The organism is Tautonia sp. JC769 (genome assembly GCF_040717455.1).
Classification (GTDB): Bacteria; Planctomycetota; Planctomycetia; order Isosphaerales; family Isosphaeraceae; genus Tautonia.
In genome coordinates, this window is record NZ_JBFEFH010000033.1 from 24,660 (window position 1) to 38,789 (window position 14,130).

The window sequence follows — 14,130 nt, forward strand, 5'->3', positions numbered from 1 at the left end:
CTGGTGGAAGAATTCCTCTTGCAACAGGGGGGAGCGTACCGTCATCCTTTTCGGATCGCCGCGGCGATGTGGCGGGGTTCGACGGCAAGACCACCCCGCCCCGATGTCCAGACGTGAGCGCCAGGGAGTGTCCCGCCGCCGCGGCGAAGTACGGAGACCCGAGAGAACTACCACACGATGACTGTTATCAACCGCGTCCCTGCCCGAACGTCCGCCGTGCTTGGCCTGGCCCTGGCCATCGCGGGAGTTTCCCCCCAATCCGCCCTCGCCTCGACCGACCCCGTCTGGGGGCTGCTGACCACCCTGGTTCGGGGCGTCGTCCCCGACGAGCCGACCGCCAACACCCCCGCCGACGACGCCCTCCTGAACGACCTGGACCGAGACGACGACGCCCTGCAACGCCTGCTCGACGACGGGGTCGCACTCGCCCAGCAGCCGGTCCAGATGCAGCCGGCTCAGACCTACCAGGTGCAGCCTGCCCAGCCCACCTATACCCCGCAATATTACTATTACCCTGCTCCGGCCCAGGTCGCGGGCTACCAGACCGTCCAGAACACGGTGAACGCCGCCGTGACCTACTGGACTGGGCAGCAGCCCCAGCAGGTTCAGGCGGCTCCCGCCCCGGCCGCGACCGCGCAGCCGGCCGCCGCCGCCGCCCAGCCGGCCGTCGCCCAGGGCGATCCGCACGGCTTCACGTCCTGGCTCAACGGCATCCGCAGCCAGTACGGCCTGGCCCCGGTCGCCTACGACGCGAACCTCTCGGCCTGGGCGAACATGAACAACGCCCAGCAGAACAGCTACGGGCTCGGCCACCACGTGATGGGCCCCGCGCGTCGGCAGAACAGCGCCATGGGATCGGCCGCCAGCATCGGCGCCCAGTGGCTCGCCTCGCCGGCCCACGCCGCCGCCCTGCTCGATCCGTCGATCCGGGTCATCGGCATCGCGGGCATGGGGGCGTACTGGACCTTCAACGCCTACTGAGCCTCGGCGAGCCGATCTTGCATCCGGCATCGCGATTCGTCATTCGAGCGTGAGACAACCACGATCGAGGGCGCTTCGGCGCTCGCGTCGTGGCCGACCGGGACACAGGGACGCGTCCCGGTTGTTGCGGATCGCCGACGATCCGGAGCACGTGCGAAGCCACCCTGCACCGCCCTGCCCTGCCCCGCCTCCCTCGGCCAGCCGTCCCGCACCCGGCCGCATGCCGGTGAGGCTCGCGACGACTGCCCCCGACTCCTCGGTCACGTCCGAGCCGGTTCGCGTCGAGGCGGCGCGCGAGCCATCGAGAAGTCCGGCGAATCCCTGCGCAACCGCCAGGGACCAAGGGTTTCACCCCGACCGGCCGGGCGGCTATGATGGAAATGTCTTGCCCGCCCCCGCGGGGCGGCCCCGTCTCGAACCCGATCGAGGCGATCCTGTTCCCTCCGTTGCATGATTTCGGATCTGGAGGCCGCTGGTGTCGACCGAAGCCGAGCGTTATTACACGGTCGCGAGAGTCGGAGAGATCCCCGAAGGTCAGGGGCGAGCCTTCGACGTGGACGGCGTGATGGTCGCGATCTTCCTCGACGGCGGCCACTACTTCGCGATCGAGGATTATTGCCCCCACCAGGGAGCCCCGCTGAGCGACGGGATCGTCTTCGACAAGTCCGTCACCTGCACCTGGCACGGCTGGCGGTTCGACCTCCAGGACGGTCGACACCTCGAAGGCTCCCGGGCCCGGGTCTCGACCTTCCCGGTCCGGGTCGTCGGCGATGAAATCCAGGTCAATATCGATTAGTTGATCGATTGATCGACCGATTGGCCGATCAATCGCCCCGCCGAACACTCCGGGACCGTTTGCCTGGTGCGGGTGCGATCCGGTCCCGTTCCGAAGGGGGCCACGGGTCCCGAAGCCGGCCATGACCCCACCGCAACGCGACGCCGATACCCGCCCACCCGAATCCCAGGGGAGCCGCTCCCATGCGAGCCGCCTACATCGAATCGCTCGGCGATGCCTCAGCGATCACGGTCGGTGAGGTCCCGACCCCCACGCCAGGCCCCGGCGAGGTGCTCGTCAAGGTCGGCGCCGCCTCCATCAACCCGATCGACCTGTACCTGCGATCGGGCCGGGTCAAGATGCCGATGAGCTTCCCCTACGTGGTCGGGACCGATGTCGCCGGCACGGTCGAGGCCGTCGGCCGCGGGGCGACCCGCTATCGCCCCGGCGACCGCGTCTGGGGGTCGAACCAGGGGATCCTCGGGCGCCAGGGCTCCGTCGCCGACTATGTTTGCACGGACGAACGCTGGCTCTACGCGACCCCGCCCCGGCTCTCCGACGCCGAGGCCGCGTCGATGGCCCTGGTCGGGATCACGGCCCACCTCGGCCTGTTCGAGCGGGCACACTTAAAGCCCCACGAAACCGTCTATGTCGCGGGGGGCGGCGGCGGGGTCGGCTCGATGGTCATCCAGATGGCCAAGGCCACCGGCGCCCGGGTCGCCACGACGGCCGGGCACGAGCGGTCGCTGGAGCTCTGCCGATCGCTCGGCGCCGACCTGGTGCTCAACTACAAGACCGACGACGTCCCCGCCCGCCTGCGCGAATGGGCAGAGGACGGGATCGACGTCTGGTTCGAGACCCAGCGCGAGCCCGACCTGATGACCATCGTCCCCTTGCTCCGCAAGCGCGGCCGCGCCGTCCTGATGGCCGGCCGCGACGCGACGCCGAGCTTCCCCCTGGGCTCGTTCTACCCGCGCAACTGCTCGATCCTCGGCTTCGCCATGTTCAATTACGAGCCCGATGACCAACTCATCTGTGCCGAGGACATGACGCGATGGATCTCCCAGGACCGCCTCAAGCCGATCGTCGGCCGCGCCTTCCCGATCGAGCAGGCGGCCGAGGCCCAGCAATTCCTCGAAGACAACAGCGTCGGGGGCGCGGGCACCCTGGTCGGGAAGGTCGTGATCACCGTCGACCACGAATGAGCGAATCAATCGCTCCTGACGTGAACAGGAGCGTACATGTCGTTCACTCTCCCTGCGCGTCCGTGGGGCCGACCCGCTCGGCCTCGATCGCCTGGAAGCTGACCGGACCGAACGGGAGGACGCGGAAGTCGCGCACCGACCGGCAGCGCAGCCCCGCCTCGTCGAAATAACGGCGGTAGTCGTAGATGGGATGGAGGGGGACCAACCCCATCGCCCAGTAGAGCGCGATGCCGACCCCGTTGTAGGCCCGGTGGATCGCCCGGTGGACCAACGGGCCCGACGGGACGGCGACATCGGCGATCAGGAGGCGCCCCCCCGGCCGGACCAGGCCGGCGAGGTGCCGGAGCATGCGCCGCATCGGCCCCCGCTCGAAGCAGTTCAGGAAGAAATTCGCGGCCACGACGTCGTAATAGCCCTCCCGGTCGTGGTCGAACACGTCGCCGCGAATGAACTCGGCGGACCGGCCGGCGCGCTCGACCTTCAATCGGGCACGGCGCAACATTTGATCCGAAAGATCGATGCAGGTCAGCTCGACCCCGCGCCGGGCCGCGAGCACGGCGTCCTCCCCCGCGCCGACCCCCACATAAAGGACCCGATCCCCGGGCTGCAGGGCGTCCAGTTGCGACGCCTTGGCCGCCTCGATCCTCCCCAGTGAATACAGCCGCGCGAGCGGCTCGTAAAACCAGGCCGTGCGGTCGAACCCGCCCGGGGGCACTGCGGAATCCGAGGGAGGCATCGCACACATGTCTTTATGATCCCTGAGAATGTGTGTCCGCCGACGCATCGACCGGGCGCCGGCCCAGGCGATCGGCGATTGCCCGCGCCAGCTCCTGGACGTACGGCGGTCGCATCATCGTCAGGTGGTTCCCGGGGACCGTCGCGATGTCCAGATCGAGGCAAAGCCGCCGCCACTCGTCGACCGGATCGCGCCTCCGATCGGTGATCGCCTCCTCGGCCATCAGCAGGGTCATCGGGCCTCCCGCGTACGGCCCGGGGCGATAGGAGTAGAGGGCCTCGACGTTGGCCATGAAGACCTCGAAGATCCTCCGGATCTGCCGGGCCGAGGCCCCCGGCGGGACGATCTTCGACACCTCGGCATGGCGGCGAAATTCCGGGAAGATGTCCACGCGTTTGGCCCCGAGAAACTGAAACAGGGGCGTCTCGCTCGGGATCAAGGCCCGGAGGATCGCGAAGGCATGGAGGAATCCCGCGTCGATCAGGAAGAGCTGCTCGGGCGCCTTCCCCTCCGATTCGAGCCGGCGCGCCATCTCGTACGCCACCACCCCCCCGAACGACCAGCCGCAGAGCCGCAGCGGCCCCTCGGGCTGGACCGTCCTGATCGCCTCCAGGTACGACTCGGCCATGGCCTCGACCGAGGTCAGCGGGGGCCGCTCGTCGTCGACCCCCGGGGCCTGGAGGCCGTAGAGCGGTCGATCCGGCCCCATCGCCCGGGCCAGTTCGACATAACAGAGGACGTTCCCGCCCCCCGGATGGATGCAGAAGACGGGCGGCCCGGCGCCACCGCTTTGGATCGGCACCAGCGGCGACCAGTCGTCCGCGGCCCGATGGCGGGCGAGGGCTTCCGCCAGGCCGGCCACGGTGGGCCGCTGCATCATCGACCCGATCGAGAGCGCCACGCCCGTCTGGCGCTGCAGGCGGCCGAGCACATCCATCGCCGAGAGCGAATCACCCCCGGCCTCGAAGAAGTCGTCGTCGATGTCGACGTCCCGGCCGAGTACGTCGTGCCAGACCCGGGCCACGAGCCATTCCATCGCATCCCGGGGGGCCGAGGCCCGCGTGGCGGCGCCCCCCGGGGCCGGTCCCCGCGGGCGGTCGGGCTCGGCGGCGAGCAAGGCCCGGCGGTCGAGCTTCCCGTGGGCCGTCCTCGGGAGGCTCTCGACCACTCGGAAACGGCCCGGCATGAGATGGATCGGCAGATGTGATCGCAGGTACGCGCGGAGGTCGTCCGCCAGGTGCGTCGCGTCCCCCTCGGGCACGAGGAAGGCCGCGAGCCGCCGATCCGCCCCCTGCCCCTCCGGCAAGACCGCCGCCGTTCGCACCCGAGGGTGACGCTCGAGCACGTCCCGGACCTCGGACGGCTCGATCCGAATCCCCCGGATTTTCACCTGTTCATCCAGGCGTCCGAGGAATTCGAGATTGCCGTCGGCCCGCCGCCGCACGCGATCCCCCGTGCGGTAGAACCGTCGCGCCAATCCCTCACCATCGGCCCCGGCAAGGGTCACGAACCGATCGGCCGTCAGCTCAGGCCGACGGAGATAGCCCTCGGCCAACGCAGGACCGCCCAGCGCCAGCTCCCCCGCCTCCCCCTCCGCCACCGGCCGGCCCGACTCGTCCAGGATCAAAACGTCAACATGAGCCAACGGCCGACCGATGGGAGGAGCCGGCTGCTCGCCTTGCGGGCACCGGTAGAGCGTCGCGCAGACGGTCGCCTCGGTCGGCCCATACGCATTGACCAGGCGACGCCCGACCGACCATTCCGACGCCAGCGACGCCGGGCACGCCTCCCCCGCGACCACCAGCGTGCGCAGGTCGGGGTACGATCCCCGGGGCAAGCGGCCCACCACCGTCGGCGGCAGGGTCGCCACGGCGATCCGACGCTCGACCAGCGTCCTCGCGAGCGCCTCGCCGGGCACCAGGTCCCCCGCCTCGGCGACGCAGACCGTCCCCCCCGCCAGCAGGGTGACGAAGACCTCGCTCACCGTCGCGTCGAACCCGAGGGCGGCGAACTGCAGCACGCGGGTCCCCTCGCCGATGCCGAACGCCGGGGCCTGCGCCTCGTGCAGCGGCCCGATCCCGCGATGCGTCAGCAACGCGGCCTTCGGCTTCCCGGTCGATCCGGAGGTGTAGATCGCGTAGGCCAGATCATCGACCTGCCCGTCAGCCGCTTCAGCGATCGGAGCCACCTCGCCACCCGCCCGCAGCTCGTCGATCGTCACCACGCGAGCCCCCGAAACGGGAAGGCTCGGAGCAATTTCGGCAGACGTCACCACGAGTGGAACGTCAGCATCTTTCAACATGAACGCTTGCCGGGCGGTCGGGTAATCGGGGTCGATCGGCAGGAACGCCCCCCCCGCCTTCATCACCGCGAGCATCGCGGCGACCGCCTCGATCGACCTCGGCAGCGCCAGCCCCACCAGCACGCCCCGGCCCACCCCGAAGCCCCGCAACGCCCCGGCGAGCCGGTCGGTCCAGGCGTCGAGCTCCTCGTACGAGAGGGATCGATCGCGACCCTCGATCGCGACCCGGGCCGCACTCGCGGCGGCCCGGCGGCGGAACAACGCGGGGGTCCATCCCATGCCCGGGACGGCCGAGGCCCATGATCGGCCCTCCTCGGCCCATTTCAACGCATTCTGGGGAGCAATCACGGTGGCGGTCTCAACAAAGCTCACTCGATCGCCGAGGCGAACCCCCGAGGGCGTCCAGCGGGACCGCCCGGGCACGTCGGCAGAGCCAACCCATCTTCTCCAGTCTGTTATAGGCGCTCTCGGATCGAGAGACGAGCGTTTTCGCCCCAATCCGACGCGCGGGCGGTCGGCCTCGACCGCAGATCCGAGGCCGCGATCGCGACCGTGACGACGGCCGCCGAGCACCGCCCGGCCGGCCCCGGGCAATCGGTCCGAGCCGGCGCCCCTCGATCCCCCGACGCTCGCCCGGGGGATCGAAGGATCGGGGCCGGCCCCCTCGTGCCGGAGGCCGCCCCGCGAGGGACGCGATCAGCCCCGGACCAGGCTCTTGTACTTGATCCGGTGCGGCTGCTCGGCCTCGATGCCGAGCCGTTCGCGGCGCTGATCGAGATAGGTCTCGTAGTTCCCGTCGCACCAGACCACCTGACTCTCCCCCTCGAAGGCGAGGATATGCGTGGCGATCCGGTCGAGGAACCAGCGGTCGTGGCTGATGACCACGGCGCAGCCGGAGAAGTCGAGCAGGGCGTCTTCGAGCGCCCGCAACGTGTCGACGTCCAGGTCGTTCGACGGCTCGTCGAGCAGCAACAGGTTGCCGCCGGTCGTCAGGAGCTTGGCCAGGTGCACGCGGTTCCGTTCACCGCCGGACAGCCTGCCGACCTTCTTCTCCTGATCCGGCCCGCGGAAGTTGAACCAGGAGACATAGGCCCGGGACGGCACCTTGCGCTTGCCCAGCTCGATCTGGTCGAGCCCGCCGCTGATCTCCTGGAAGATCGTCTTCTCCGCGTCGAGCGCGTCGCGGTTCTGGTCGACATAGGAGAGCTTCACCGTGTCGCCCACCCGGAGCGTCCCCGAGTCGGGCTTCTCCTGGCCGACGATCATCCGGAAGAGGGTCGTCTTCCCCGCCCCGTTGGGCCCGATCACCCCGACGATGCCGCCGGGCGGGAGCCGGAAATTGAGGTTCTCGAACAGGATCCGATCGCCGAACGCCTTCGAGACCCCTTCGGACTCGACCACGAGATCCCCCAGGTGAGGCCCGGGGGGGATCTGGATCGTGACCGGCTCGTCGCGGCGCTCGGCCTCCTCGGCGGCCAGTTGCTCGTAGCGCTGAATCCGAGCGCGGTTCTTGGAGACGCGGGCCCGGGGAGACATCCGGATCCACTCCAGCTCGCGCTCCAGCGTCTTCTTGCGCGAGCGGTCCTGCTTCTCTTCTTTTTCGAGCCGGGCCTGCTTCTGTTCGAGCCAGCCGGTGTAGTTCCCTTCGAACGGGATGCCGCGGCCTCGGTCGAGTTCGAGGATCCACTGGGCGACGTTGTCGAGGAAGTAGCGGTCGTGCGTCACGGCCACGACCATCCCCGGATACTCCTGCAACGCCCGTTCGAGCCACAGGACGCTGTCGGCGTCGAGGTGGTTCGTCGGCTCGTCGAGCAGGAGGATGTCGGGACGCTGGAGCAGGATCTTGCAGAGGGCGACGCGGCGGCGTTCGCCCCCGGAGAGCGTGGAGACGTCGGCGTCGCCGGGCGGGAGCCGCATGGCGTCCATGGCGATTTCGAGGCGGCGGTCCAGCTCCCAGCCGTTGGCGGCCTCGATGCCGTCCTGGACGTCGGCCTGCTCGTTCAGCAAGGCGTCCATCTCGTCGGCGTCGGGCCCTTCGCCGAGCCGCGTGTTGATCTCGTCGTAGCGCTTGAGCAGGGCTCGGAGCGGGGCGACGGCCTCCTCGACGTTCCCGAGCACGTCCTTCTCGGGATTGAGCATCGGCTCCTGGGACAGGTAGCCGATCGTCGCTCCGGGGGCGGGTCGGGCGACGCCGAGATAATCGGTCTCCTCGCCGGCCATGATGCGCAGCAGGGTACTCTTCCCGGCCCCGTTCGGCCCGAGGACGCCGATCTTCGCCCCGGGATAGAACATCAAGGTGATGTCCTTCAGGACTTCTTTCTTGCCGTGATTTTTCGACAGACGTTCAATGGAGAAGATGTACTGGGGCGGCATCGACGATCCCGGGTGCAAGGCTCGACAACTGGGTGCTCGCGAGAGAAACGCCTCGGCCGGCCGCCGGGTCGAAGGGCCCCCGGCTCCGTCCGCGATCCTCCATTAGATCGCATCGGCCTCGGCCCCGTAAAGGCCAGTCGGCCGGGCCTCCCGAGGCGGACCGCTCGCCTCGGCGCCTCCCCCCGCGGTCGCCGGCTCGACTCGGGCAAGACGATCTCACGACGGACGATCCGGGCGGTCGGGCGGCCGAGACGGCTCCTCCGTCATTGCGCCGTTCATCCCGGCACCCGTCCCCGAAGGCTCGGGGAGTCGCCTCCCGCGCGGAAAAACGTGACGCGATCGAACATTCTGTGACTGCGAATCGCCGAAATCACGATGATTCTGTCGAGGCCGGATCGGGGGCGATCCCCCGACCGGGCCGAGGCAGGCGTCGATCCCGCCCCTCGTTCCTTGGCAATTCGACTCGATCGCGACGCCCCGGCGGCTCCCTCCCCGATCCGGCTCCCGCTCCCCCGCGATCCTTCCGCGCGAAACGAAACCGATCGGCGGAGCGCTCGCGCGGAACGAAGCCAAATGGTCGACGCAAGTCGTTGCTGGCAAAGAAACTCGTGATTCGGCGCCGAGCGCTCCCGGTGGGCCTCCGGCTCCGGATCGGGAGCGCTCCGCGGGCCGAAACCGTCAGAAGGTCGGGATGACGACCTTCTCCCCCTTCTTCAGGGCCGACTCGTGGGCGCAGAGGCCGACCATGGTCCAGTTGGCCGAGGTCTCGGCGTCGGGGAGGGCGGGGCGTTCCCCCTTGATGGCCATGAGGAAGGCGTGGGTCAGGTGGGGGTGGCTGCCGCCGTGGCCGGCCCCCTGGGTGAAGGAGAGGTGCTCCTCGCCTTCGCCGCCGTAGACCCCTCGGGTGGTGAAGGCCTGGATCGGCTCGGGCAGGAGGTGGGCGTAGTCGGGCACCTTCACCCGCTTCGGGATCTCCGGCTCGGGGACCGGGTTCGCCTCGGTGCTCTTGGTGTGGATGACCGGCTCCTCGTCCTCGACCTGCTGCCACTCGAACGACTTCTTCGAGCCGTAGGCGTCGAAGCTCTCGCGGTACTGGCGGGCGGTGTCGAACAGGGAGCGCGTCACTTCGGCGCAGACGTCGGAATCCTTGATCGAGAAGGTGGCGGTCTCGATGGCGAACGGGCTGTTGTACTTGGCGATCAGGTCTTCGCGGATCCGGCCCGAGCCGTGGCAGGTGACGGCCTCGGCGTGCTTGCCGAGGATCGCCAAACACGGGCTGACGCAGTGGGTGGCGTACCACATCGGCGGCAGGCCCGGCCAGTACTCGGGCCAGCCGTCCATGTCTTGCTGGTGGCTGCCGCGGAGAAACTGCAAGCGGCCCAGCTCTCCCTTGTCGTACAGCTCTTTGACGAACAGGTATTCGCGGCTGTAGACGACGGTTTCCATCATCATGTAGACGGTGCCGGCCTCGCGCTGGGCCTCGACGATCTGGCGGCACTCGTCGATGGTCGTGGCCATCGGCACGGTGCAGGCGACGTGCTTGCCGGCCTTCAGCGCGGCGATCGTCTGCGGGGCGTGGTCGGGGATCGGCGAGTTGATGTGGACGGCGTCGATCTCCGGGTCGGCCAGCAGTTCCTCGTAGCTCGTGTACCGCTTGGCAATCGTGAACTTGTCGCCGATCTCATCCAGCCCCTGCTGGTTGCGGCGGCAGATGGCGTGCATGTCGGCGTCGGGATGCTTCTGGTAGATCGGGATGAATTCGGCCCCGAAGCCGAGGCCGATGATGGCGACCCGGATCGGTCGGTCGGTGATCGTCTTGGTGGTGGCCATGGATCGGAGCACTCCCAGGCGTCGCGATGGCGGACCGTCGATAAGCCTCGCGTGACGGTCCTTTGGTCTGCGAAGATAGAGTCCCGGCGAGGGACTCGCAAGTGGCCACGGGCCGACCGACCGACTCGAACCTCCCCAAGGGAGCACACCATGACCCATCGACACCGATTCATGATCCCGCTGGTCGCCGTCTCGACCCTGCTCCCCCTGGCCCCGGCCCTCGGCCAGGCGCCCGAGCGGGTCCGCGTGGCCGACGACGCCCGATCGTTCGTCCTCGAACCGTCCGGCAAACCTTTCCGCCCGATCGGCTTCAACTACGACCACGACGCCCCCGGCCGGCTCATCGAGGACTACTGGCACGACGAGTGGCCGATGGTCGAGGAGGACTTCGAGGAGATGAAGGACCTGGGCGCCAACGTCGTCCGCGTCCACCTCCAGTTCGGCCGCTTCATGGACGCCCCCGACGCGCCGAACGCGGCGCAGCTCGACCGGCTCGGCGACCTGCTCGACCTGGCCGAGCGGGTCGGGCTGCACCTCGACCTCACCGGCCTCGGCTGCTACCACAAGCAGGACGTGCCCGGTTGGTACGATGAGCTGTCCGAGGCCGACCGCTGGGCCGCGCAGGCGAACTTCTGGAAGGCCGTCGCCGGTCTCTGTGCCGGCCGATCGGTCGTCTTCTGCTACGACCTGATGAACGAGCCGGTCGTGCCCGGCGGGAGGCGCGAGCCGGGCGACTGGCTCGGCCCCGGCTTCGGCGACAAGCACTTCGTCCAGTTCATCACCCTCGACCCGGCCGGCCGCCCCCGCCCCGAGGTCGCCCGGGGCTGGATCGCAACCCTCTCCGAGGCCATCCGCGCGGTCGACCCCGACACCCTCATCACCGTCGGCCTCGTCCCCTGGAGCCTCGACCGGCCCGGCCTCTCCTCCGGCTTCGTCCCCGATGCGATCGCCGACGATCTGGACTTCGTTGCCGTCCACCTCTACCCCGAGTCGGGCAAGGTGGACGAGGCCATCGAGACGCTCCGCGGCTTCGTCGTCGGCAAGCCGGTGGTCATCGAGGAGACCTTCCCCCTCAAGAGCGGCCCCGAGGACTTCAAGGAGTTCCTCAAGGACGCCGAGCCGATCGCCTCCGGCTTCATCGGCTTCTACTGGGGCACTCCCCCTGACGAACTCCGCCCGCCGGAGACCATCGGCGCGGCCCTCCTGCTCGGCTGGCTCGACCTGTTCCGGGAGCACCTCGCCCCCCTTGCCGACGGGCCCGAGCAGACGCCCTGACCGGCGATCACCGGTGGTTCATCAATGATCTCCGGGATATTTCCTGTTGAACTCATCCGTCGATCATTGATCCATGCTTGACGCCCCTCCGGCGGCGCTGTACCTTCCAATTCGAGATGACTCCATTCCTGCACTGTTCCGCCGCGTTCTCATGGTTGTCGTCGCCCGCGAGCGAAACCCACGATGTCCGGCCGCAGCGATTCCGCGCGGGGGGCGACACGATACGACCCCAGGCACCCCGAGAAACCGCACGAGGGACTCCACCGCTTGTCTCGTGTGCAAGTGTGTCGCTGATGGGGCGCCCAGCCCCCCCTCTGTCCTCCGAGCGTCGTCTGGCCGAAACACGGGCTCTTCGAGGAGAATGCCGTACGTGAAGACTCAACCAGGAACTGTTGAGAGGCCGGCCCTCGGGTGGCCCTCGTCGCTGTTCCCGGGGCTTGCGGGCCGCCGGGTGCTCTCCGGATTGGTCGCACTGGCTACTCTCATCGTCCCGGGATCCACGGCTCCGGCCGCGCAGGACGACGACGCCTTGCTCCGCCAGTTCCGCGAGGAATACCCCGAGCAGTTCAAGCGCCTCGTCGCCTTCTATTCCAATCTGAGGATGGACGGCCGCGTGGAGGCCGAGATCCGCGACGCCGAGACGGCCGCCAGGCTGAAAGGGCTGGAGAACCAGAACGCGAACTGGGAATTCGGGGGCAGCGGCGACAGGATCGGATCGATCGTGACCCCGGACGAAGGCCCGACGCAGGTGGTGGTCTCGGGCCCGGAGGTTGCGTTCATCCTTGAGAAGCCTCCCGGGGCGGAGGCGTACGCGGTCAGCCGCCTCTGGGCGGAAGGAGACGGGGTGGACCTGTCAGGGCGCGGGCGGAGGAGCGTCCCCGCGTCGATGGCACCGTTCGCCTTCCTGAACGAGACGATCCTCGACTTCATCTCCAGGCCCGAGTGCACGCTGGTCGCCGCGAGGGAAGTCGACGACCCGGACGGTGAAGGGACCCTGGTCGAGGTCACCTGGGAGGTCCCGGCGTCGGAACGCTCGCCGAAGTACAGCGGTTCCTTCCGCTTCGATCCGGCTGCGTCCTGGGTCCTCCGGAGTTATGAGGCGCTCTACGAGGGAGTCCGAGTCAGGGACTCCGCCACCCGCGAGTTCAAGCCGGGGAACGTCAAGGCCCACGGCCTCATCTCGTACGACCCCAGATCGGGCGGCATTCCCAGGCTCCGGAAGGTCCGCACCTGGGGGAGCGGCCCCGCCGGCCGTTCCCCCGTCGATTATGTCAGCACGGTCACCCGCTTCGAGGAGGGGCCGATGCCGCCGGACGGCTTCACACTCAACGCCTTCGGGATCGAGGAGGCCCCAGCCCCATAGCCTCGCCGATCGACGACGAAGGGGGGGCGGATCGACCCCCGCTCCTGGTTGCACGAGGCTCGACGGCGGGACTACAACAGCAAGGGTGAATTCCCCCCCGAGAATCGAGCTGCATTCACAATGAGCCAGGCTGCCCCCCCGGTCGATCCGACCCCCGCCACCGCAGGCCCCCCGGTCGGCGAGCTGCCGTACGACGCCATCTTGCTCGTCAGCTTCGGCGGCCCGGAAGGGCCGGACGACGTGATCCCGTTCCTGGAGAACGTCCTCCGGGGCAAGCCGGTGCCCCGGGAGCGGATGCTCGAAGTGGCCGAGCATTACCAGCACTTCGGCGGGGTCAGCCCGATCAACGAGCACTGCCGACAGCTCATCGACGCCCTGCGGCCCGCCTTGAAGGAGATCGGCGTCGACCTCCCGATTTACTGGGGCAACCGCAACTGGCACCCGATGCTCGACGACACGATGCGGCAGATGGCCGACGACGGCATCAGGCGAGCCCTGGCGGTCGTGACCTCGTCCTATAGTTCTTACTCCGGCTGCCGGCAGTATCGGGAGAACCTCCAGCACGCCCAGCGGACGGCCGGGGAAGACCGGGCGCCGATCATCCAGAAGATGAGGGTCTGGTACAACCACCCGGCCTGGATCGAGGTCAACGCCGACAAGGTCCGGGCGGCCCTGGGCCAGATCCCCGAGGACCGTCGCGACGCCGCCCGGGTGGCCTTCACGGCGCACAGCATCCCGGAGTCGATGGCCAGGAACTGCAACTATGTGACGCAGTTGATGGAGTCGTGCCGCCTGGTGGCCGAGGCCGTCGGCCTTCCCGAGTCTCGCTGGTCGCTCGTCTACCAGAGCCGGAGCGGTCGGCCGCAAGACCCCTGGCTGGAGCCGGACATCGTCGACCACCTGAAGGACCTACGGTCCCAAGGGGTCGCCGACGCGGTCGTCCACCCGATCGGCTTCATCTCCGACCACATGGAGGTCCTGTTCGACCTGGACGAGGAGGCGAAGCTGGCTTGTAACGAGATCGGCCTGAACATGGTCCGGGCCGACTCGGCGGGGACCGACCCCAGGTTCGTCGCCATGCTGGCCGAACTGATCAAGGAACGCATCACCGAGGCCCCCGACCGTCGGGCCGTCGGCCGCTTCGGCCCCAGCCACGACGTCTGCCCGATCAACTGCTGCGCCCCCCCGGCTCGCCCCGGGAGGCCCGAAGGGGCGGCGGGTCCTCCGGCACGTTGACGAGGTGACCGGGCATCGGGCGTTGACCGGGGGCAACCCGGTGGGGTTGTTCGG

General features: G+C 69.0%; 10 protein-coding genes. 6 read left to right on the forward strand and 4 right to left on the reverse strand.

Translation table 11 applies throughout. The features are described 5' to 3' along the window. Window positions 1-177: 177 nt before the first annotated feature. The 3 genes from AB1L88_RS23570 to AB1L88_RS23580 all read left to right on the forward strand — a co-directional run bounded on the left by AB1L88_RS23570 (window position 178) and on the right by AB1L88_RS23580 (window position 2,961). Complete coding sequence (locus tag AB1L88_RS23570; protein ID WP_367099152.1) at window positions 178-981, forward strand: CAP domain-containing protein; 804 nt, start codon at window positions 178-180, stop codon at window positions 979-981. A gap of 475 nt (window positions 982-1,456) precedes the next feature. Continuing rightward, the gene (locus AB1L88_RS23575) at window positions 1,457-1,777 is read left to right on the forward strand and encodes a Rieske (2Fe-2S) protein (RefSeq protein ID WP_367099153.1); all 321 of its coding nucleotides are present in this window, start codon (window positions 1,457-1,459) and stop codon (window positions 1,775-1,777) included. Between the two features lie 182 nt (window positions 1,778-1,959). Further along, window positions 1,960-2,961 (forward strand): NADPH:quinone reductase, encoded by a 1,002-nt coding sequence (locus AB1L88_RS23580; protein WP_367099154.1) that lies wholly within the window; start codon window positions 1,960-1,962, stop codon window positions 2,959-2,961. A gap of 43 nt (window positions 2,962-3,004) precedes the next feature. Here AB1L88_RS23580 and AB1L88_RS23585 read toward each other — a convergent pair whose 3' ends face one another. The 4 genes from AB1L88_RS23585 to AB1L88_RS23600 form a co-directional block, all read right to left on the reverse strand. Then, on the reverse strand, window positions 3,005-3,706 hold the full coding sequence (locus AB1L88_RS23585) for a class I SAM-dependent methyltransferase (RefSeq protein ID WP_367099155.1): 702 nt from the start codon (window positions 3,704-3,706) through the stop codon (window positions 3,005-3,007). A 4-nt stretch (window positions 3,707-3,710) separates the two neighbouring features. Beyond that, a complete protein-coding gene (locus tag AB1L88_RS23590; protein ID WP_367099156.1) occupies window positions 3,711-6,347 on the reverse strand; it encodes an amino acid adenylation domain-containing protein in 2,637 nt (878 codons plus the stop codon). A gap of 348 nt (window positions 6,348-6,695) precedes the next feature. Beyond that, a complete protein-coding gene (ettA, locus tag AB1L88_RS23595; protein ID WP_367099157.1) occupies window positions 6,696-8,372 on the reverse strand; it encodes an energy-dependent translational throttle protein EttA in 1,677 nt (558 codons plus the stop codon). Between the two features lie 678 nt (window positions 8,373-9,050). Beyond that, complete coding sequence (locus AB1L88_RS23600) at window positions 9,051-10,202, reverse strand: Gfo/Idh/MocA family oxidoreductase (RefSeq protein WP_367099158.1); 1,152 nt, start codon at window positions 10,200-10,202, stop codon at window positions 9,051-9,053. 150 nt (window positions 10,203-10,352) lie between these two features. On the opposite strand from AB1L88_RS23600, the gene AB1L88_RS23605 reads away from it, so the two are divergent. The 3 genes from AB1L88_RS23605 (at window position 10,353) to AB1L88_RS23615 (ending at window position 14,076) form a co-directional block, all read left to right on the forward strand. Next, on the forward strand, window positions 10,353-11,477 hold the full coding sequence (locus tag AB1L88_RS23605) for a cellulase family glycosylhydrolase (RefSeq protein ID WP_367099159.1): 1,125 nt from the start codon (window positions 10,353-10,355) through the stop codon (window positions 11,475-11,477). Window positions 11,478-11,847: 370 nt separating this feature from the next. Further along, complete coding sequence (locus tag AB1L88_RS23610) at window positions 11,848-12,840, forward strand: hypothetical protein (RefSeq protein ID WP_367099160.1); 993 nt, start codon at window positions 11,848-11,850, stop codon at window positions 12,838-12,840. 120 nt (window positions 12,841-12,960) lie between these two features. Then, window positions 12,961-14,076: a ferrochelatase gene (locus tag AB1L88_RS23615; RefSeq protein ID WP_367099161.1), complete on the forward strand. Its 1,116-nt coding sequence runs from the start codon at window positions 12,961-12,963 to the stop codon at window positions 14,074-14,076. Window positions 14,077-14,130 lie beyond the last annotated feature (54 nt).